This window comes from Pseudomonas sp. B13(2017) (assembly GCF_002113245.1).
Taxonomy (GTDB): Bacteria; Pseudomonadota; Gammaproteobacteria; order Pseudomonadales; family Pseudomonadaceae; genus Aquipseudomonas; species Aquipseudomonas putida_Z.
Genome location: NZ_NEJX01000016.1, coordinates 68879 through 89046, shown reverse-complemented (window position 1 = coordinate 89046; position 20168 = coordinate 68879). Strand labels below are relative to the sequence as shown.

Below are 20168 nucleotides of genomic sequence, written 5' to 3'. Positions count from 1 at the left end.
TTCCTTGTCAGAGATCGCCGAAGAAGCGCTTCACGCCATCGAACCAGCCACTGGCCTTGGGCGAGTGGGAGCTATCGCCTTCCAGCGAATCACGCAGCTCTTCGAGCAACTCGCGCTGGCGGCGGCTGAGGTTGACCGGTGTTTCCACCGCCACGCGGCACAGCAGGTCACCCGCACCACCACCGCGCACCGGGGCAACACCCTTGCCGCGCAGGCGGAACTGCTTGCCGGTCTGAGTACCTTCCGGGATCTTCAGCTTCACCCGACCATCGAGGGTCGGCACTTCCAGCTCGCCACCCAGGGCGGCATCGGTGTAGCTGATCGGTACTTCGCAGTACAGGTGCTTGCCATCACGCTGGAAGATCTCGTGCTCACGCACGTTGATCACCACATACAGGTCGCCAGTCGGGCCACCATGGGTACCAGCCTCGCCCTCGCCCGACAGGCGGATGCGGTCGCCGGTATCGACACCTGCCGGCACCTTGACCGACAGCGTCTTGTATTCCTCGACACGACCTTCGCCGTGGCACGAGGTGCAGGGGTCGGTAATGATCTTGCCCTGGCCATGGCAGCGCGGGCAGGTCTGCTGTACCGAGAAGAAGCCCTGCTGCATGCGCACCTGGCCGATACCGCCACAAGTCGGGCAGGTGGACGGGGTCGAACCCTTCTTGGCACCGGAGCCATCGCAAGGCTGGCAGTTGACCAGGGTGGGCACGCGGATGCTGACCGTGGTGCCACGCACCGCCTCTTCCAGGTTCAGTTCCAGGGTGTAGCGCAGGTCGCTGCCGCGCTGGGCGCCGCCACGCGAGCCGCCGCGGCCGCCACCGAAGAAGTCGCTGAACACATCGCCGAAGATGTCGGAGAAGTTGGCACCGCCGAAACCGGCGCCACCGCCACCCATGCTCGGGTCTACACCCGCATGGCCGTATTGGTCGAAGGCCGCACGCTTGCTGGCGTCAGACAGCACTTCGTAGGCCTCGTTGGCCTCCTTGAACTTGTCTTCCGACTCTTTGTCGCCGGGGTTTCGGTCCGGGTGGTACTTCATCGCCAGGCGGCGGTAAGCCTTCTTGAGGTCAGCTTCGCTGGCGCCGCGCTCGACACCCAGTACCTCATAATAATCACGCTTGGACATAGGTCATTTGCACCTTGTTGGGCGTCTGGCATCTGCGCCGCGCCATCAGCACCTGCCTTTTGCCCACCAGGGCCACTGACAGATGCTGTAAAAATTCTCGAATTCCAGATACGCCAACGCGGGAGCAAGCCCCCGCGCGGCGACATCCTACCAGCTCACCGCCAAACGGCGGTGAACCGGCCGACAACATGCAGGGATTACTGCTTGTTGTTGTCTTTCACTTCTTCGAACTCAGCGTCAACCACGTCATCGTGCTTGGCTTCCGGCTCGGCCTGCTGTGCGCCGTCCTGAGGCTGTTCGGCCGACTGCTCGGCGTACATCTTCTGGGCAACCGGTGCCGATACCTTGGACAGCTCTTCGACCTTGGCGTCGATGGCAGCCTTGTCGTCGCCTTTGACAGCGGCTTCCAGGGCAACAACGGCAGCCTCGATGGCGGTTTTCTCTTCGGCGGTAACCTTGTCACCAGCGTCAGCGACCATCTTGCGGGTCGAGTGAACCAGCGCATCACCCTGGTTACGGGCAGCGGCCAGCTCTTCGAACTTGCGGTCTTCCTCGGCGTTGGCCTCGGCGTCACGCACCATGCGCTCGATCTCTTCGTCCGACAGGCCGGAGTTGGCCTTGATCACGATCGACTGCGACTTGCCGGTGGCCTTGTCCTTGGCGCTGACGTGCAGGATGCCGTTGGCGTCGATGTCGAAGGTTACTTCGATCTGCGGCACGCCACGCGGTGCCGGCGGAATGTCAGCCAGGTCGAACTTGCCCAGCGACTTGTTCTGGGCAGCCTGCTTGCGCTCACCCTGCAGCACGTGAATGGTCACGGCACCCTGGTTGTCGTCGGCAGTCGAGAACACCTGCGACTTCTTGGTCGGGATGGTGGTGTTCTTCTCGATCAGCGAAGTCATCACGCCACCCATGGTTTCGATACCCAGGGTCAGCGGGCTGACGTCCAGCAGCAGTACGTCTTTCACGTCACCGGCCAGCACGGCGCCCTGGATGGCAGCACCCATGGCCACGGCTTCGTCCGGGTTGACGTCCTTGCGCGCTTCCTTGCCGAAGAAGTCGGCAACGGCTTTCTGCACCAGCGGCATGCGGGTCTGACCGCCGACCAGGATCACGTCGTCGATCTTGCTGGCATCGATGCCAGCGTCTTTCAGAGCGATGCGGCAAGGCTCGATGGTACGGGCAACCAGGTCTTCGACCAGAGATTCCAGCTTGGCACGGGAAATCTTCACGTTCAGGTGCTTCGGACCGGTAGCGTCTGCAGTGATGTACGGCAGGTTCACGTCGGTCGACTGAGCGGAGGACAGTTCGATCTTGGCCTTTTCAGCGGCTTCTTTCAGACGCTGCAGCGCGAGCGGATCGTTCTTCAGGTCCATGCCGGACTCTTTCTTGAACTCGTCGACGAGGTAGTCGATCAGGCGCATGTCGAAGTCTTCGCCACCCAGGAAGGTGTCGCCGTTGGTAGCCAGTACTTCGAACTGGTGCTCACCATCGACTTCGGCGATTTCGATGACCGAAACGTCGAAGGTACCGCCACCCAGGTCATAAACGATGACAGTGTGGTCGCCCTTGGCCTTGTCCATGCCGTAAGCCAGCGCAGCGGCAGTCGGCTCGTTGATGATGCGTTTTACGTCCAGGCCAGCGATGCGACCGGCATCCTTGGTGGCCTGACGCTGGCTGTCGTTGAAGTAGGCCGGAACGGTGATGACCGCTTCGGTAACTGGCTCGCCGAGGTAGTCTTCGGCGGTTTTCTTCATTTTCTTCAGGACTTCGGCGCTGATCTGCGGCGGAGCCATGTCCTTGCCGCTGGCTTGTACCCAGGCGTCGCCGTTGCTGGCCTTGACGATCTTGTAAGGCACCAGCTTGATGTCTTTCTGCACCACGTCTTCTTCGAAGCGACGGCCAATCAGGCGCTTCACTGCGAACAGAGTGTTGTGCGGATTGGTGACCGCCTGACGCTTGGCCGACTGACCAACCAGGATTTCGCCATCATTGGCGTAGGCCACGATCGAAGGGGTGGTACGCGCACCTTCGGCGTTTTCGATGACCTTGACGTTACCGTTTTCCAGAACAGAGACGCACGAGTTGGTGGTCCCCAGGTCGATACCGATGATTTTACCCATGTTAACTCTCCCGAAACTTGAATTTGGTAGCAGCGACTACTTTGGCCAACTGCAGTAATACTTGAAGGCTTGACACCTAGATGGGGATGCCCGGAAGGATTTCAAGCCTTTTCATCAATCGAGGGCTGCGCCGCGCTCGGCGCCTTGCTGACCACCACCATGGCAGGGCGCAGCAGGCGGCCATTGAGCAGATAGCCCTTCTGGAAGACGTTCAGCACGCTGTTCGGCTCGACTTCGGCGTTTTCCTGCATGGCCATGGCCTGATGATGCTCTGGATTGAACGGCTGGCCGTGCGGGTCGACTGCTTCGAGGTTGTAACGCTTGAGGGTGTCCTGGAACATCTTCAGGGTCAGCTCGACGCCTTCGCGGATCTGCTTGACGTGCTCATCGTCGGCACTGGAGTGCGCCAGGGCCAGTTCCAGGCTGTCGATCACAGGCAGCAGGTCGCCCGAGAACTTCTCGAGGGCAAACTTGTGGGCTTTCTCGACGTCCTGTTCGGCACGACGGCGAGCGTTCTGCACGTCGGCAACGGCGCGCAGCGCCTGGTCCTTGGCGGCGGCCAGCTGCTCCTCGAGTTCCAGGACGCGGGCGTCGGCAGCATTACCTGCACCGGTCTCTTCGACGTTAAGGTCTTTCTCGTTCAGCTGTTCGTCAGCCATGGGGTCTCTCCTGCGCAATTTTGTGGACTGCGAGCCAGGCTCGCCTTGGATGTCGGCTATATGGGGCCGGAAAAACCAGCTTCAAGGGGCAAGGTGGTTTTCCCCGCTGCAACAGATTCTGCCAAGGGGCATTGGCAGGCCTGAAAAAAGTACTGTATAAATAACCAGACCTGACTTCCGGGAGCCGCCCCATGCTGGTGCACCTGTCCATTCACAACTACGCCATCGTCGAGCACCTCGACCTCGAAATCGCCCGCGGCATGTCCGTCATCACCGGCGAGACCGGTGCCGGCAAGTCGATCATGCTCGACGCCCTCGGCCTGGCACTGGGCGACCGGGCCGACAGCGGCGTGGTGCGCCCTGGCACGGACAAGGCAGACATCCTCGCCACCTTCGATCTGGTGGACATTCCCGAGGCGCATGCCTGGCTGGCCGAGCGCGACCTGGACAACGACGGCCTGTGCATCCTGCGCCGGGTGATCACCGCCGAAGGCCGCAGCCGCGGCTACATCAATGGCACGCCCTGCCCGCTCGGCGACCTCAAGGCGCTGGGCGAGTTGCTGATCGATATCCACAGCCAGCACGAGCACCAGTCACTACTCAAGACCGACACCCACCGCCGCCTGCTCGACGAGTACGCCGGCGCCGTCGACCTGGCCCGCCAGGTACAGCTGGCGGCCAAGCGCTGGAACCAGACCCGCCTGGAACTGGAGCGCCTGTCCAACTCCGGCGACGAGCAGCGCGCCCGCCATCAGCTGCTGAGCTATCAGCTGGAGGAACTCGACAACCTCGGCCTGGGCGAACACGAGCTGGAGCAGTTGGAGCAGGAACACAAGAACCTGACCAGCGCCGAAGCCCTGTTCGGCATCTGCCGCCAGGTCATCGACCAGTGCAGCGAGAGCGATTCGGGCAATGTGCTCAGCGCCCTCACCTCCAGCCTCAACCGCCTGGGTGCCGCCACCAATTCGCCAAAGGCACTGGGGGAAGCAGCCAACCTGATCGCCAGTGCGCAGATCCAGGTCGAGGAAGCCGTGGGCGAGCTCAACCGTTTTCTCGACAACTTCGACGCCGACCCCATGCGCCTGCAGGCACTGGAAGAACGCCTCGACACTATCTATACGCTGGCGCGCAAACACCGCGTGCACCCCACCGAACTGCCCCACCTGCAACAGCAGCTGATGGAAGAGCTGGAGGGCCTGAACGCCAGTGACGAGTCGATCGAGCGGTTGGGTGAAGAGCTTGCCGCCTTCGCCCAGCACTATAAAGAGAAGGCTCGCGAGCTCAGCGCACTACGCCAACAAGCTGCCCAGCAGCTGGCAGTGGCCGTCGAGCAGGAGATCCAACGCCTGGGCATGCCCGGCGGGCGCTTCTGCATCGCACTTACCCCCAATGAGGGAGCAGACCTTTCGCCTCATGGCCTGGAGCAGATCGAGCTACTGGTCAGCGCCAACCCTGGCCAACCGCTCAAGGGCCTGGCCAAGGTGGCTTCAGGTGGCGAACTGTCCCGCATCAGCCTGGCGATCCAGGTGATTACCGCGCAGACCTCACGCATTCCAACCCTGGTGTTCGACGAAGTCGACGTCGGTATCGGCGGGCCTACTGCCGAAATCGTCGGCCAACTGCTGCGCCGCCTGGGCGAACGCGGCCAAGTTCTGACCGTAACCCACCTGCCGCAGGTGGCGGCACAAGGGCATCACCACCTGTTCGTGCACAAGGTGCGCAACAGCGACACCACCCACACCGCCGTGGCCAACCTGGGCAAACGTGAGCGAGTGGAGGAAGTGGCGCGGATGCTGGGCGGCATAGACCTGACCAAGGAATCCCTGGCGCATGCGCGCAAGATGGTGGTAAGCGGCAAGGCCTGAACCCTTCTTTTTCAGGCCCATTCGCGGGCACGCCCGCTCCCACAGGTACGCCACAGAATTCAGGTCCTGTGATCATCCTGTGGGAGCGGGCGTGCCCGCGAAGAGGCCAGCACCGACAACACATCTTCCAGCCCCAGAAAGCACAAAGGCGACCCGAAGGTCGCCTTTGCCATTCATAACGATAAAAAATCGTTACTTCTTTTTACGCACATACAGGACCAGATTGTGGTCCACCAGCTCGTAGCCATGCTCGGCCACGATTTCGCGCTGGCGTTTCTCGATCTCGGCATCCATGAACTCGATGACTTCACTGGTGTCCACGTTGACCATATGGTCGTGGTGACCGCCATCGGCCAGTTCGAACACCGCATGACCGCCGTCGAAGTTGTGGCGAACCACCAGACCCGCCGCTTCGAACTGGGTCAGTACGCGGTAGACGGTGGCCAGGCCCACGTCCTCGCCAGCCTCCATCAGCGCCTTGTAGACATCCTCGGCGCTCATGTGACGCTGCTCGGTGGAGTCGAGCATCTGAAGGATCTTGACTCGAGGCAGGGTCACCTTGAGACCGGCTTTGCGCAATTCGCTATTTTCAACCATGGTCAGCTTTCTCGCCGATGCTGCTTCGCAGCTTCTCTTAATACGGGTATGATCGGGGTTTACGTTGTCCAGCCAAGATAGTGGAAGTCGCCCACCGATGCAAAACACCAAGCTCTTGCTAACCAGCCTCACCCTAGTGGGACTGCTCGCACTCGCCGGTTGCTCGTTTCCCGGGGTTTACAAAATCGACATCCAGCAGGGCAATGTCGTTACGCAAGACATGATAGACCAATTGCGCCCCGGAATGACCCGCCGGCAAGTAAGGTTTATCATGGGTAACCCGCTGATCCAGGACACCTTCAACACCAACCGTTGGGATTACCTGTACAGCCTGCAGCCAGGCGGCGGCAAACGCCAGCAAGAACGCATGAGCGTGTTCTTCAACGAAAGCGACCAGTTGGTCAGCCTTTCTGGCGACTTCATGCCAGGCGTCAGCCGCGACCAGGAAATCCTCGGTGGCAGCAGCGACACCACGGTCAGCCCGGCCAACCAGCCAGAACAGCCAACCGTGCAGCCTGAAGAAAAACCGGCCAAGCCAGGCTCGGTGGAAGAATCCATCCAGCGCGAGATCGACACCATCGAGACCACCCCGGTCCCGACTCCGGCTCCGCTGGAAACCTCGCCTCAATAAGCGGCGAGCAGATACAAAAAAGCCCGGACCTGGTCCGGGCTTTTTGTTGCCGCTTTTTCAGTCAGGCATTCAGCTGCTTGGCACGCTGGCAGAACGCATCCACCAGCGTATTGGCCGCCTGGTTGAACAGCGGGCCCAGGGTCGCGCGCACCAGCGGGCCGGCATAATCGAACGACAGGTCCAGGCTGATCTTGCAGGCCTTGTCACCCAACGGCTTGAACACCCACAGGCCATGCAGCTGAGTGAACGGCCCCTCTTCCAGGTTCATCTCGATGGACTGCCCCGGCACCAGTACGTTGCGCGTGACGAAGTGCTGGCTCATGCCGCCCTTGGCAACATCGAGCTTGGCGCGCATGTGCGTGTCGCTGGCTTCGATCACCGTCGAGGCCGAGCACCAAGGCAGGAACTGCGGATAGCTGGCCACATCGTTGACCAGATCGTAAAGCGCCTGGGCGGGGTATGGCAGCAGGGCGGAGCGTTGAATATGGGTAGTCATCCAGGCATCACTTCCAAGGCTGGGTGGCGGCGCTTCGCAGCGTGCCGAAAACAGGTTCTGTCGCAAAGACAGGGGCTGTATTGTCCGGTATTCATTGCAGTGGCTCAAGCACACCGAAATCCCATAGCCGACGACGCGGCGACTGCCTATAATGCCGCCCCTATGGCTAAACAAAAGAAACATCCGACCGGGACCATCGCGCAGAACAAGAAGGCGCGACACGATTACTTCATCGAACACAAGTTCGAGGCCGGGCTGGTCCTGTCCGGCTGGGAAGTAAAAAGCCTGCGAGCCGGCAAGGCGCACCTGACTGACAGCTACGTGCTGCTGAAGGACGGTGAGGCCTGGCTGTTCGGCAGCCACATCACCCCGCTGACCACGGCCAGCACCCACGTCATAGCCGACCCCATCCGCACTCGCAAGCTGCTGCTGAACAAGCGCGAGCTCGAGCGCCTGGAAGCGGCCGTGGCGCAAAAGGGCTACACCTGCGTGGCCCTGGCGCTGTACTGGAGCAAGCACCTGATCAAGTGCGAAATCGCACTGGGCAAGGGCAAGAAGGAATTCGACAAGCGCGACACCATGCGCGAGCGCGATTCCAACCGCGAGCTGCAGCGGGCTGTGCGGAACAAGGGCAAGGAAGAGTAATACCTCTTCTTCAGCCTGTTCCGGCCTCTTCGCGGGCTCGCCCGCTCCCACAGGTATCGCGCCGCCTTCAGGTCCGGCGCATATCCTGTGGGAGCGGGCAAGCCCGCGAAGATTCCAACACCGATCTCAACGCCCGCTCCGCCGCTCCGCCCGCGCCACTCGCTGCGCTTCTTCATGCGCCTCTTCCAGCACCTCCTGCACATACAGAATGTGCCGGCTGGACACTTCCCGCGCATCCTCCGCCCTGCCCTCGACTATCGCCAGGTACAGCTCCCGGTGCTGGCTGATCAGCATGTCCCGGGTCTCGGTCCGTTGCTGGTACATGCCGCCGATGTTGGTCACCACGTTGCGCTTGAGCAGGTCGAACAAGCCGCGAATGGTGTGCAGCAGCACGGCATTATGGCTGGCCTCGGCAATCGCCAGGTGGAAGCGCGCATCGGCCGCGCCCTCCTCCGCCCGAGTCACTTCGTCGGCCCTGGCATAGCAGTCCTGCAGCGCATCGAACGCCGCCTTCAGCCGCGCCCGGTCCGGCTGGGTCGCGCGCTGGGCCGCGTAGTAGGCGCAGGACGCCTCCAGGGTATGGCGGAATTCGAGCAGGTCACGCTGCGCCTCGGCACTGTGCTCGAGCAGCTGCAACAACGGGTCGCTGAAAGTGGACCCTAGGGACTCGGCGACAAAATTGCCCCCACCCTGACGGCTGACCAGCAGCCCCTTGGCCACCAGCTTCTGGATCGCCTCACGCAGTGACGGGCGGGACACGCCGAACTGCTCGGCAAGGACGCGCTCGGCCGGCAGCCGCTGCCCCGAGGTCAGCGTGCCTTCCAGAATCATCCCTTCCAACCGATCGACAATGTCGTCGGACAGGCGCCGTTGGCGGACCTGATCAAAAACCATCACATGCTCTCCACAAACCCCCGGCAGATTTCAGGGGGCGCCTATTCTCGCCGATCCAGATCGCGCAAACACCCACCAGGCGACGATTTTCCCTGCCCACCAGGCGCCCGCTCATCGGCACGCGACCAAAGTTTTGCACGGGACAAATTGACACACCCACGAAGACGCTTTTAACCTAGCGCCCAGCCATTGTAAATTGGTCTTACCAATTATCCAATGCCAGTGCCTGACCAACAACAATTAGGGGCCACCCCATATGCAAACCTGGCAACAAATCTATAGTCCGCTTGGTAGTCTTGGCCTGTCCGCACTGGCGGCGGTCATTCCCATCGTCTTCTTCTTCCTCGCCCTCGCCGTATTCCGCCTCAAAGGCCACGTGGCCGGCAGCATCACCCTCGCATTGTCGATCCTGGTGGCGATCTTCGCCTTCCAGATGCCTGTCGACATGGCATTCGCCGCTGCGGGTTATGGCTTCCTCTACGGCCTCTGGCCGATTGCCTGGATCATCGTTGCCGCGGTGTTCCTGTACAAACTCACGGTCAAGAGCGGCCAGTTCGAAGTGATCCGCAGCTCGGTGCTGTCGATTACCGACGACCAGCGCCTGCAAGTGCTGCTGATCGGTTTCTGCTTCGGTGCCTTCCTGGAAGGTGCGGCAGGCTTTGGCGCACCGGTGGCAATCACTGCCGCGCTGCTGGTGGGCCTGGGCTTCAACCCGCTGTACGCCGCCGGCCTGTGCCTGATCGCCAACACCGCGCCAGTGGCCTTCGGCGCCCTGGGCATCCCGATCATCGTGGCCGGCCAGGTCACCGGCATCGACGCCTTCCACATCGGCGCCATGACCGGTCGCCAGCTGCCACTGCTGTCGCTGTTCGTGCCGTTCTGGCTGGTATTCATGATGGACGGCCTGCGTGGCGTGAAGGAAACCTGGCCTGCCGCCCTGATCGCCGGCCTGAGCTTCGCCGTCACCCAGTACTTCACCTCGAACTTCATCGGCCCGGAGCTGCCGGACATCACCTCGGCCCTGGCCAGCCTGATCGCCCTGACCCTGTTCCTGAAAGTCTGGCAGCCCAAGCGTTCGTTCGCCGAAGCCAAAGGCAGCGTCGGCGCCGCCGTGGTTCAGCCAAGCGGCAGCCAGCCAAGCCCCTACAGCTTTGGCGAGATCTTCAAAGCCTGGTCGCCGTTCCTGATCCTCACCGTGCTGGTCACCATCTGGACCCTGAAACCGTTCAAGGCGGCCTTCGCCCCGGGCGGCGCGATGTACAACTTCGTGTTCAACTTCGCCATACCGCACCTCGACCAACTGGTGATCAAGTCCGCACCGATCGTCGCCGCGCCAACCGCCATGCCAGCGGTGTTCAAGCTCGACCCGATCTCTGCCACCGGCACCGCGATCTTCCTCTCGGCGCTGATCTCCATGGCCGTGCTGAAGATCAATTTCAAAACTGGTCTGACCACTTTCAAGGAAACCTTCTGGGAGCTGCGCTGGCCAATCCTGTCGATCGGCATGGTGCTGGCCTTCGCCTTCGTCACCAACTACTCGGGCATGTCCTCGACCATGGCCCTGGTGCTGGCCGGTACCGGTGCCGCGTTCCCGTTCTTCTCGCCGTTCCTTGGCTGGCTGGGTGTGTTCCTGACCGGTTCCGACACCTCGTCCAACGCCCTGTTCAGCTCGCTGCAGGCCACCACCGCGCACCAGATCGGGGTCAACGACACTCTGCTGGTAGCGGCCAACACCAGCGGCGGCGTGACCGGCAAGATGATCTCGCCGCAGTCGATCGCCGTGGCTTGCGCCGCCACCGGCCTGGTTGGCAAGGAATCCGACCTGTTCCGCTTCACCGTCAAGCACAGCCTGTTCTTCGCCACCATCGTCGGCCTGATCACCCTGATCCAGGCCTACTGGCTGACCGGCATGCTGGTTCATCACTAAAGTGAAAGGGGCCGGGCGCCATCGCGCGCCCGGCAATCCCCACACGCAACGCTGCGAGAATCCATGATCATTTCCGCCTCTACCGACTATCGCGCCGCGGCCCAACGCAAGCTGCCTCCCTTCCTGTTCCACTATGCCGACGGCGGCGCCTACGCCGAGCACACCCTGCGCCACAACGTATCGGACCTGGCCAGCATTGCCCTGCGTCAGCGCGTGTTGAAGAACATGTCCGAGCTCAGCCTTCAGACCAGACTGTTCGACGAAACCCTGAGCATGCCGGTGGCCCTGGCCCCGGTCGGCCTCACCGGCATGTACGCCCGCCGTGGCGAAGTGCAGGCGGCGCGCGCAGCGGCTGCCCACGGCATTCCGTTCACCATGTCCACGGTGTCGGTGTGCCCGATCGAAGAAGTGGCCCCGGCCATCGACCGGCCGATGTGGTTCCAGCTGTACGTGCTCAAGGACCGCGGCTTCATGCGCAACGCCCTGGAGCGGGCCAAGGCCGCCGGGGTAAAGACCCTGGTGTTCACCGTCGACATGCCGACACCCGGCGCCCGCTACCGCGACGCCCACTCTGGCATGAGCGGCAAGAACGGCCCGCTGCGCCGCGTGCTGCAAGCCATGACCCACCCCGAGTGGGCATGGGATGTCGGTGTGATGGGGCGCCCGCACGACCTGGGCAACATTTCCACCTACCGTGGCAACCCCACCGGCCTTGCCGACTACATCGGCTGGCTGGCCAACAACTTCGACCCGTCGATCTCCTGGAAAGACCTGGAGTGGATCCGCGAGTTCTGGGACGGCCCGATGATCATCAAGGGCATCCTCGATGCCGATGACGCCCGCGATGCGGTCAGGTTCGGTGCCGACGGCATCGTCGTGTCCAACCACGGCGGCCGCCAGCTCGACGGCGTGCTGTCCAGCGCCCGCGCCCTGCCGGCAATTGCCGATGCGGTCAAAGGTGACCTTAAGATCCTCGCCGACTCCGGCATCCGCAGCGGCCTCGACGTGGTGCGCATGATCGCCCTGGGCGCCGATACCGTACTGATCGGCCGCGCCTTCCTCTACGCCCTTGCCGTGCACGGCCAGGCCGGGGTGAAGAACCTGCTGGAGCTGTTCGAGAAGGAAATGCGCGTAGCGATGGTGCTGACCGGCGCCAAGTCGATCAGCGAAATCACCCGCGACTCGCTGGTACGCGAACTGGGCGCCTGAACGCCCGCAAGAACGACCGCCTGATTGACCCGGGGCATGTGCCGCACAGACGCCACGGCCCCGCGAGGAGACTGCATGAGCCTGCCCGCCGCGTTCCTGCGTGATGCCGAGCGCCTGATCCCCGCCGAACGCCGCTTCGACGACCCCACCTCCACCCTGGCCTTCGGCACCGACGCCAGCTTTTACCGACTGATCCCCAAGCTGGTGGTGCGCGTCGAGTCCGAAGACGAAGTGGTCGGCCTGATCAAACTGGCCCAGCGCGAGCGGGTGCCGGTCACCTTCCGCGCCGCCGGCACCAGCCTGTCCGGCCAGGCCATCAGCGACTCGGTGCTGATCGTGCTGGGCGATAACTGGAACGGCCGTGAAATCCGCGGCCAAGGCGAGCAGATCCGCCTGCAGCCCGGCGTCATCGGCGCCCAGGCCAATGCCTGGCTGGCCCCCTTCGGGCGCAAGATCGGCCCCGACCCGGCCTCGATCAACGCCTGCAAGATCGGCGGCATCGTCGCCAACAACGCCAGCGGCATGTGCTGCGGCACCGCGCAGAATACCTACCACACCCTGGCCGGCCTGCGCCTGGTGCTGGCCGACGGCACGCGCCTGGACAGCGAAGACCCGGCCAGCGTCGCCGCGTTCGAGGCCAGCCACGCCGACCTGCTGGAAGCACTGGCCCGCCTGGGCCGCGAGACCCGCGCCAACACTGCACTCGCCGAGCGCATCCGGCACAAATACCGGCTGAAGAACACCACCGGCCTGTCGCTGAACGCACTGGTGGACTACGACCAACCGCTGGATATCCTGCAGCACCTGCTGGTCGGTTCCGAAGGCACCCTGGGCTTCATCAGTGCCGTCACCTACGACACCGTGCCCGACCACCCGCACAAGGCCAGCGCGCTGCTGGTGTTCCCCAGCGTGGAAAGCTGCTGCCGCGCGGTGACCGTACTCAAGCGCCAGCCGGTCTCGGCCGTGGAGCTGCTCGACCGCCGCAGCCTGCGCTCGGTGCAGAACATGCCCGGCATGCCGCTGTGGGTAAAAGGCCTGTCGGACAATGCCTGCGCCCTGCTGATCGAGTCCCGCGCCGCCAGCCAGAGCCTGCTGCATGAACAGCTGCAACAGGTGATGGCCTCGATCGCCGACTTCCCGCTGGAACAGCAGGTGGACTTCAGCGAAGACCCGGCCGTGTACAACCAGCTGTGGAAAATCCGCAAGGACACCTTCCCCGCCGTCGGCGCCGTGCGCCAGACCGGCACCACTGTCATCATCGAAGACGTCACCTTCCCCATCGAGCAACTGGCCGAAGGCGTCAACCGCCTGATCCAGCTGTTCGACAAGCACCGCTACGACGAAGCGATCATTTTCGGCCATGCCCTGGAAGGCAACCTGCACTTCGTCTTCACCCAGGGCTTCAACAGTGCCGAGGAAGTCGCCCGCTACCAGGCCTTCATGGACGATGTGGCGCAACTGGTGGCGGTGGAGTTCGGCGGCTCGCTCAAGGCCGAGCACGGCACCGGGCGCAACATGGCACCGTTCGTGGAGCTGGAATGGGGCCATGACGCCTACCAACTGATGTGGAAGCTGAAGCGCCTGCTCGACCCCAATGGCATTCTCAACCCCGACGTGGTGCTGAGCGAAGATCCGGACATTCACCTGAAGAACCTCAAGCCGCTGCCCGCTGCCGACGAGATCGTCGACAAGTGCATCGAGTGCGGCTTCTGCGAACCGGTGTGCCCGTCCAAAGGCCTGACCCTCAGCCCACGCCAGCGCATCGTCATGTGGCGTGACATCCAGGCCAAACAGCGCGCCGGCATCGACACCCGCGAACTGCGCCAGACCTACCAGTACCAGGGCATCGACACCTGCGCCGCCACCGGCCTGTGCGCCCAGCGCTGCCCGGTCGGCATCAACACCGGCGAACTGGTGAAGAAACTGCGCAGCCAGGCCGCCGAGCACGAAAAAGCCGCCGACTGGCTGGCCGAACACTTCCACACTGCCCTGGGCGGCGCGCGCCTGACCCTGACCGCCGCCAACACCGCACGCAAGCTGCTCGGCGCTCCACGCCTGGGCCGTCTGAGCGCCTCGCTGAACAAAGCCAGCAAAGGCCGCCTGCCACAGTGGACCCCGGCGATGCCACAACCCCTGCGCCCACTGGACTTCGGCCAGGCCAGCAACGACGCCCGCCCTCGCGTGGTGTACCTGGCCGCCTGCGTCTCGCGGGTGATGGGCCCGGCCTATGCCGACCGCGAGCAAAGCTCGCTGCTGGACAAGACCCGCGCCCTGCTGGAAAAGGCCGGTTACCAGGTGGTGTTCCCCGACAACGCCGACAGCCTGTGCTGCGGCCAGCCGTTCGCCTCCAAGGGCTATCCCGAGCAGGCCGAGCACAAACGCCAGGAACTGATTGCCGCCCTGCTGCACGCAAGCCGCAGCGGCCTCGACCCGATCTACTGCGACACCAGCCCCTGCACCCTGCGCCTGGTGCAGGACCTGAACGACACCCGGCTGGACCTGTACGACCCGGTGCGCTTCATCCGCACCCACCTGCTCGAGCGCCTGGAGTTCACCCCCCAGGACGAACCAGTGGCTGTGCATGTGACCTGCAGCACCCAACACCTGGGCGAAAGCCAGGCGCTGATCGACCTGGCACGGCGTTGCAGCAAACAGGTGGTGATCCCGGAGGGCATACACTGCTGCGGCTTTGCCGGTGACAAAGGCTTCACCACCCCCGAGCTCAACGCCCACTCGCTGCGCAGCCTGAAGGATGCGGTGCAGTATTGCAGCGAAGGCATTTCCACCAGCCGCACCTGCGAGATCGGCCTGTCCAGCCATAGCGGCATCGACTACCACGGGCTGGTCTACCTGGTAGACCGCGTCACCCGGCCGCGTAGCATCTGACCGTTTAACGCAAAACCTGATAGCTGCCGCAATCGCTGTGGGAGCGGGCAAGCCCGCGAACACCGGCGCAGCCGGTGCCATACACCGCGCAGCCTGCTTCGCGGGCACGCCCGCTCCCACAAGTACTGCACCGGCTTTGGGGCCACGCTGCACCTGTACACCGGCATTGGCCTGACCGTTTAACGCAAAACCTGATAGCTGCCGCAATCCCTGTGGGAGCGGGCATGCCCGCGAACACCGGCGCAGCCGGTGCCATACAACGCGCAGCCTGCTTCGCGGGCACGCCCGCTCCTACAGGTACCGCGCCGGCTTTGGGCCCACGCTGTACCTGTAGGAGCGGCTTCAGCCGCGAACACCGGCAAAGCCGGTGCCATCCCGCCAGCATCCCGATTGAACCCCCGCCAATCCCCCACAGTCCACCGTTACAGGCCCACCTTCCAGAGGCCCAGAAGGAGACTCCCATGAAAGGTACCGCGCTTTCGGCCCTGTTCGCGGCCGCCACCCTGCTGGCTTCGCCGGTGTTCGCCGCCGAAGACCTGTGCACCGCCAACCTGCAAAAGATCGACGACAGCATGGCCACCGCCGGCGCCACCTCCGAAGGCCTGGACAAGGCCATCACCGAGCACGTCGACAAAGCCAAGGCTGCCCAAGCCTCGGGCGACACCAAGGAATGCATCGCCATCACCAGCAAAGTCCTGGAGCGCCTGGAAAAAACCGAGAAAGGCAGCGGCACCAGCGGCGGTAGCGGCGCGTGAGCCCAAAAGCGGGCGACCGGACCGGCTGTCGACGTCGCCCGCGCAATGGCGTATACTCCGCCTCACGTACCGTAAGGTGCGTTAGCCAAGAGCTAGTGTGGGGCCGATCAGGATTCGACGCCGGTAGCGAAACTCTAGGTGCATGCCGAGTTGGTAACAGAACTCGTAAATCCACTGTTGCAACTTTCTATAGTTGCCAATGACGAAAACTACGAGGGCTACGCTCTCGCTGCGTAAGCAGCTGAGCCCGCTCTCCTGGTAGCTTCGGCTCCAGCAATCATCAGGGGATGCCTGTAAACCCGAAATGATTGTCATACAGAACAGGATCGTCGTGTAGCACGTTGGGGGCAAAGCGACTAAAACTTACCCAACTCGTCCAAAGCACCCTGCCCGTCGGGCGGCTGCGGATTAACTCAGTAGACACGGCTAAGCATGTAGTACCGACAGCGGAGTACTGGCGGACGGGGGTTCAAATCCCCCCGGCTCCACCAAATGATCAAACAAAGACGTCCACGGACGTCTTTTTTTGTGCCTGCGATCCAGTAAATACGCGGCTTCCAGCGCTTTTGCGGTCTTTTGAGAGTTTTTGAGTTCCAGCCATTCGGGTATTCCAGGCGGTATTCCAGCTCACCCGGTGCTAATCTTTGGAATACCGAATCAGTGCTTGAGGACAATCTCATGCCTGCTCAAAACCTCCGCCTCTCCGATCGACAGCTCAAGGGAGTCAAACCCGCGTCCAAGGATTACGTCCTCACAGACGGTGACGGTTTGCAGCTCCGGGTACGCAGCAACGGCTCGTTGTTGTGGAATTTCAACTACCGCGAACCGGTGACCAAGAAGCGCATCAACATCGGCTTCGGGACCTACCCCGAACTGTCACTGGCGAATGCACGAAAGAAGGCAGTCGAAGCACGTGAGCTACTCGCTCAGGGCATTGATCCGAAGGTGCAGCGCAATACGCTTAATGAAGCCAAGCGCGCAGAAACCGAACACACCTTCGAGAACGTAGCCACCGCCTGGTTCGAGCTCAAGAAAGACTCGGTCACCCCGGCCTACGCCGAGGACATCTGGCGGTCGCTCACGCTGCACGTGTTCCCCGATTTGAAGACGACACCACTCACGAAGATAACCGCGCCGATGGTGATCGGATTGCTTCGTCCAATCGAAGCGAAAGGCAGCCTGGAGACGGTCAAGCGTCTTAGCCAGCGGCTAAACGAGATCATGACCTACGGCGTAAATTCCGGCCTGATCTTCGCCAACCCGCTCACCGGTATCAGAGCAGTATTCAAGAAACCCAAGAAAGAGAACATGGCAGCGCTTCCGCTCGAAGAGCTCCCCGAGCTTATGCTGGAGATCGCGAACGCCAGCATCAAACGCACCACCCGCTGCCTGATCGAATGGCAGTTGCACACGATGACTCGCCCCGCCGAGGCAGCGACTACTCGCTGGGCTGACATCGACTTTGAAAGGAGTGTCTGGACTATCCCACCGGAGCGGATGAAGAAGCGCCGCCCACACAGCATTCCGTTGAGTGATCACGCGGTCGCACTGTTGGAGTCACTGAAGACTCACAGCGGCCATCGAGAATACGTCTTCCCGGCAGACAGAAATCCGCGCACCCACGCCAATAGCCAGACCGCCAACATGGCGTTGAAACGCATGGGGTTCCAGGAGCGGTTGGTCAGTCACGGCATGCGTTCGATGGCCAGCACCATCTTGAATGAACATGGGTGGGACCCCGAACTCATTGAGGTCGCACTGGCGCATGTCGACAAGGATGAGGTGCGCAGCGCCTACAACCGAGCCGACTACATTGAACGCAGACGACCGATGATGGCCTGGTGGAGTGAGTACATCCAGAAAGCCGCCACCGGCAGCCTGCTTGCCTCAGCATACGGTCAAGTCAGAGACAAGAACGTGGTACCGATCCGCTAGCTCTGTACGGCGCAAGAATTGCGGAAACAACTGAACGTCCAAGATTCGGAGCAAGCAGCCTCGCTTATCTGCTTCTCAGCGCGGGTCCATCCAAACAGGGCTGCAAAGCCGCCCTGTTTGGATGGACCTCATTTTGAAGAGCTAAAAGCCACGACGTTGTCCGGGATTTACCAAGTAATTCCACCGATGGATAACCGCTTTTCACGTCCTCAAGGGCGCTTATTTTCGGCCCTTGACCGGGTTTATCCACAGGCGTAGAACTGGCCGTGCGAAGGCTGTCGATGACAGCACCCCAGGTGACCCGAGCCTTAAAGGTCACGCCGCTCCCGCGGTGGTTCAGCCCAAGTACGATTCGCATCCGGCAGCTCGTACGGTCACTACCCAGGTGATGGATGCTCTTACACATATAGCGCTCGTGCGCCAGATACACCGTACCTCGCTGCCCTGCAGCAACCTATCCGCTTGGCCGAATACTGCGCCAACCTGTGCCCGTCTCTTTCTTCTGGAAAGAGACGGGCACTTCTACCACTGCTGCAGCCCTGATCGCACAAGGCTTTGCGGCATTCCCCCTCGTGACAATCGGCGTGACAAACGCCGATGTCACCAGCAACAGCGCTGTAGATGATGGTGCCGCAGACCAAGGAATGGACTGCACCTGACTGACAGTCAGGTATGCCCCGGTCATCGCATTGCTGCTTGCACATGGCTCAGGATCTTCAGGCGCTGATCTCGTCAGCCAGTGCTGCCTCCACCCGCCCACCGGCAACGGTGTACAGGAGGCCAGATCATGAGATGCCCTTGCTCCCGGACGTAAGGAGCCGCCAGTCCCGCGAAGAGGACATTCCCCACAGGTCGCAGGGGCCTTGATCCCTGATAACACTCAACATTCTTGGCGGGATGACGTGGGGCGAGGATCGGAGAGCAGAAGGTGAGGTGACCGATATGGCATTGGTGAGTAGGCGCGATGGCCGTAATTTCGGCTACGGTAGGCAACTGAGTTATGCAGGGCGGCAGGCGTTGAAAGACCTGTTTGGCGGCGGGCACTACGGTACAGTCAAAGCGCACTGTGATCGGTGGCAGGCATTCGTGAAGTGGTGCCGCTCCGAACAAGGGCCCGGTATCAATGATGCGCGGCACATTGATCGAAAGGTATTAGCCGACTATGCGGCGTATCTGCGTGACCTGGTTGGACGCGGTGATCTCGCCGTCAGCACTACACAAAATCGGCTTTCCAGCGTTAACAGGACCATGGCGGCACTGCGCGGTGATCAGTGTGTGAAATTGCCCAGTCCGAGCAAGGCACTGGGTATGCAGCGCACCGGGGTTCGACAGTCGATACCGCAAGGCCAAAACCGCGAACAGGTTAAGCAGATTGTCGATGCGCTTTGCAGTCGTGACCAGAGACGGGCCGCCGCGATCGTCCTGTTGGCGAGAGCCACCGGCATGCGCTTGCGTGAGGCTATCTTGGCTGACCTATCACGGCTTAGCCGTGAGGCTAAAGACCTTGGCAAGATTAACATTCAGGATGGCACCAAAGGCGGCCGTGCCGGCGCCTCTGCGCCGCGTTGGATTACAGTGGACGACGATGTTCGCAAGGCGCTTGGGTTTTCACGGCAGGTATCGCCTGTGGGTAGCCACAACCTGGTTGCTCCGCACGAAAGCTACCGGAATATTCTGCAAGAAATTATCCGCCCTGCGCGGGACATCCTGCATGCACACAACCTCAAAGGCTTCCATGAGCTAAGAGCGGCGTACGCATGTGAGCGCTATGAGCAGATCACCCAGCATCTCGCACCTATCAACGGCGGACAATGCTGTCAGGTAGATAGGACCCTTGATCATGAGGCCCGGCGGCAAATCAGCTATGAGCTGGGGCACGGTCGGATTGATGTGGTCACGGCCTACATTGGGGGGCGGACATGAGAAAGCCATTTGATATGGAGTTGTTCCTGGCTGGCGTGCTGACCGGATCTCACGCCAGCCGCCAACGCCATGTGCGACAGGCGAAAATCATCCAGGCTGAGATCGCAGAGCGCTGGCAGCGACAGGAGCCTTGGACTTGGCAGAAAAAGCACGTGGCTTGGTTTCTTGAGCAAAGACTAAATCGACGAAGCGATGCAACACGCTATTACTATCTGCTGACCGTGCGGCTGCTCGCTCATCGCTTAAAAAAAACATGGGTTTTCAATCTATGAGTAAGACTGGCTGCTATCCACTCATAGCCACCGTTCGGCGCTGACAGCAGCCGGCCATTAGCTGCCCTTACTGAACGGAAACTTTGATTTGGGAGCAAACGCTTGGGGGCATTCAAAGACTTGTGCTCCCGGCTTTACGGGAATTTTGCCAGCGCTGACAGGTATGGCTTGATGTGAGCCATACAAGGGAATATCGTTTGGCTGCGCTATTAGCTGCGA

At 61.9% G+C, this 20168-nt stretch carries 16 protein-coding genes and 1 other RNA gene; 11 read left to right on the top strand and 6 right to left on the bottom strand.

The annotated features are described in order from the left end of the window. Positions 1-7: 7 nt before the first annotated feature. The 3 genes from dnaJ to grpE all read right to left on the bottom strand — a co-directional run bounded on the left by dnaJ (position 8) and on the right by grpE (position 3914). Positions 8-1132 (bottom strand): molecular chaperone DnaJ, encoded by a 1125-nt coding sequence (gene dnaJ / locus CAG44_RS19905; protein ID WP_025340707.1) that lies wholly within the window; start codon positions 1130-1132, stop codon positions 8-10. 197 nt (positions 1133-1329) lie between these two features. Further along, positions 1330-3255 carry a molecular chaperone DnaK gene (dnaK, locus tag CAG44_RS19900; protein WP_085692847.1) on the bottom strand — a complete coding sequence of 642 codons (1926 nt, stop codon included), beginning with the start codon at positions 3253-3255 and terminating at the stop codon, positions 1330-1332. 101 nt (positions 3256-3356) lie between these two features. Next, entirely contained in the window at positions 3357-3914 is a 558-nt protein-coding gene (gene grpE / locus CAG44_RS19895) for a nucleotide exchange factor GrpE (RefSeq protein ID WP_025340709.1), read from the bottom strand. A 191-nt stretch (positions 3915-4105) separates the two neighbouring features. Here grpE and recN point away from each other — a divergent pair, with 191 nt between their 5' ends. After that, positions 4106-5779 carry a DNA repair protein RecN gene (recN, locus tag CAG44_RS19890; RefSeq protein WP_025340710.1) on the top strand — a complete coding sequence of 558 codons (1674 nt, stop codon included), beginning with the start codon at positions 4106-4108 and terminating at the stop codon, positions 5777-5779. 192 nt (positions 5780-5971) lie between these two features. Here the strand turns inward: recN and fur are convergent, their stop codons facing one another. Beyond that, positions 5972-6376, bottom strand: coding sequence for a ferric iron uptake transcriptional regulator (fur, locus tag CAG44_RS19885; RefSeq protein ID WP_012274258.1), 405 nt, complete (start codon positions 6374-6376; stop codon positions 5972-5974). Between the two features lie 97 nt (positions 6377-6473). On the opposite strand from fur, the gene CAG44_RS19880 reads away from it, so the two are divergent. After that, entirely contained in the window at positions 6474-7007 is a 534-nt protein-coding gene (locus CAG44_RS19880) for an outer membrane protein assembly factor BamE (protein ID WP_025340711.1), read from the top strand. Between the two features lie 61 nt (positions 7008-7068). Here CAG44_RS19880 and CAG44_RS19875 read toward each other — a convergent pair whose 3' ends face one another. Further along, positions 7069-7503 carry a type II toxin-antitoxin system RatA family toxin gene (locus CAG44_RS19875; protein ID WP_025340712.1) on the bottom strand — a complete coding sequence of 145 codons (435 nt, stop codon included), beginning with the start codon at positions 7501-7503 and terminating at the stop codon, positions 7069-7071. 162 nt (positions 7504-7665) lie between these two features. Here CAG44_RS19875 and smpB point away from each other — a divergent pair, with 162 nt between their 5' ends. Further along, a complete protein-coding gene (gene smpB, locus CAG44_RS19870; protein ID WP_013974300.1) occupies positions 7666-8148 on the top strand; it encodes an SsrA-binding protein SmpB in 483 nt (160 codons plus the stop codon). Between the two features lie 126 nt (positions 8149-8274). Here the strand turns inward: smpB and CAG44_RS19865 are convergent, their stop codons facing one another. After that, positions 8275-9042 carry an FCD domain-containing protein gene (locus CAG44_RS19865; RefSeq protein WP_013974301.1) on the bottom strand — a complete coding sequence of 256 codons (768 nt, stop codon included), beginning with the start codon at positions 9040-9042 and terminating at the stop codon, positions 8275-8277. A gap of 256 nt (positions 9043-9298) precedes the next feature. Between CAG44_RS19865 and CAG44_RS19860 the strand changes: the two genes are divergently transcribed. The 8 genes from CAG44_RS19860 (at position 9299) to CAG44_RS19815 (ending at position 19949) form a co-directional block, all read left to right on the top strand. Continuing rightward, entirely contained in the window at positions 9299-10969 is a 1671-nt protein-coding gene (locus tag CAG44_RS19860; RefSeq protein ID WP_085692846.1) for a lactate permease LctP family transporter, read from the top strand. A gap of 63 nt (positions 10970-11032) precedes the next feature. Further along, the gene (lldD, locus tag CAG44_RS19855) at positions 11033-12178 is read left to right on the top strand and encodes an FMN-dependent L-lactate dehydrogenase LldD (protein ID WP_025340713.1); all 1146 of its coding nucleotides are present in this window, start codon (positions 11033-11035) and stop codon (positions 12176-12178) included. 75 nt (positions 12179-12253) lie between these two features. Continuing rightward, the gene (locus CAG44_RS19850) at positions 12254-15064 is read left to right on the top strand and encodes an FAD-binding and (Fe-S)-binding domain-containing protein (protein WP_085692845.1); all 2811 of its coding nucleotides are present in this window, start codon (positions 12254-12256) and stop codon (positions 15062-15064) included. Between the two features lie 461 nt (positions 15065-15525). Then, positions 15526-15819, top strand: a complete 294-nt coding sequence (locus CAG44_RS19840; RefSeq protein ID WP_085591686.1) for a hypothetical protein — start codon at positions 15526-15528, stop codon at positions 15817-15819. 99 nt (positions 15820-15918) lie between these two features. Next, positions 15919-16310, top strand: a transfer-messenger RNA (tmRNA) gene (gene ssrA / locus CAG44_RS19835). Positions 16311-16497: 187 nt separating this feature from the next. Next, a complete protein-coding gene (locus CAG44_RS19830; protein ID WP_085692844.1) occupies positions 16498-17754 on the top strand; it encodes an integrase domain-containing protein in 1257 nt (418 codons plus the stop codon). Between the two features lie 942 nt (positions 17755-18696). Beyond that, on the top strand, positions 18697-19677 hold the full coding sequence (locus CAG44_RS19820; protein WP_085692863.1) for an integrase domain-containing protein: 981 nt from the start codon (positions 18697-18699) through the stop codon (positions 19675-19677). Next, positions 19674-19949, top strand: a complete 276-nt coding sequence (locus CAG44_RS19815) for a hypothetical protein (protein WP_085692843.1) — start codon at positions 19674-19676, stop codon at positions 19947-19949. Before CAG44_RS19820 ends, CAG44_RS19815 begins: the two co-directional genes overlap by 4 nt. Positions 19950-20168 lie beyond the last annotated feature (219 nt).

Coding starts and splice junctions, on each gene's coding strand:
- dnaJ (WP_025340707.1), bottom strand. CDS start 1,132: ATGTCCAAGCGTGATTATTATGAGGTACTGGGTGTCGAGCGCGGCGCC.
- dnaK (WP_085692847.1), bottom strand. CDS start 3,255: ATGGGTAAAATCATCGGTATCGACCTGGGGACCACCAACTCGTGCGTC.
- grpE (WP_025340709.1), bottom strand. CDS start 3,914: ATGGCTGACGAACAGCTGAACGAGAAAGACCTTAACGTCGAAGAGACC.
- recN (WP_025340710.1), top strand. CDS start 4,106: ATGCTGGTGCACCTGTCCATTCACAACTACGCCATCGTCGAGCACCTC.
- fur (WP_012274258.1), bottom strand. CDS start 6,376: ATGGTTGAAAATAGCGAATTGCGCAAAGCCGGTCTCAAGGTGACCCTG.
- CAG44_RS19880 (WP_025340711.1), top strand. CDS start 6,474: ATGCAAAACACCAAGCTCTTGCTAACCAGCCTCACCCTAGTGGGACTG.
- CAG44_RS19875 (WP_025340712.1), bottom strand. CDS start 7,503: ATGACTACCCATATTCAACGCTCCGCCCTGCTGCCATACCCCGCCCAG.
- smpB (WP_013974300.1), top strand. CDS start 7,666: ATGGCTAAACAAAAGAAACATCCGACCGGGACCATCGCGCAGAACAAG.
- CAG44_RS19865 (WP_013974301.1), bottom strand. CDS start 9,042: ATGGTTTTTGATCAGGTCCGCCAACGGCGCCTGTCCGACGACATTGTC.
- CAG44_RS19860 (WP_085692846.1), top strand. CDS start 9,299: ATGCAAACCTGGCAACAAATCTATAGTCCGCTTGGTAGTCTTGGCCTG.
- lldD (WP_025340713.1), top strand. CDS start 11,033: ATGATCATTTCCGCCTCTACCGACTATCGCGCCGCGGCCCAACGCAAG.
- CAG44_RS19850 (WP_085692845.1), top strand. CDS start 12,254: ATGAGCCTGCCCGCCGCGTTCCTGCGTGATGCCGAGCGCCTGATCCCC.
- CAG44_RS19840 (WP_085591686.1), top strand. CDS start 15,526: ATGAAAGGTACCGCGCTTTCGGCCCTGTTCGCGGCCGCCACCCTGCTG.
- CAG44_RS19830 (WP_085692844.1), top strand. CDS start 16,498: ATGCCTGCTCAAAACCTCCGCCTCTCCGATCGACAGCTCAAGGGAGTC.
- CAG44_RS19820 (WP_085692863.1), top strand. CDS start 18,697: ATGGCATTGGTGAGTAGGCGCGATGGCCGTAATTTCGGCTACGGTAGG.
- CAG44_RS19815 (WP_085692843.1), top strand. CDS start 19,674: ATGAGAAAGCCATTTGATATGGAGTTGTTCCTGGCTGGCGTGCTGACC.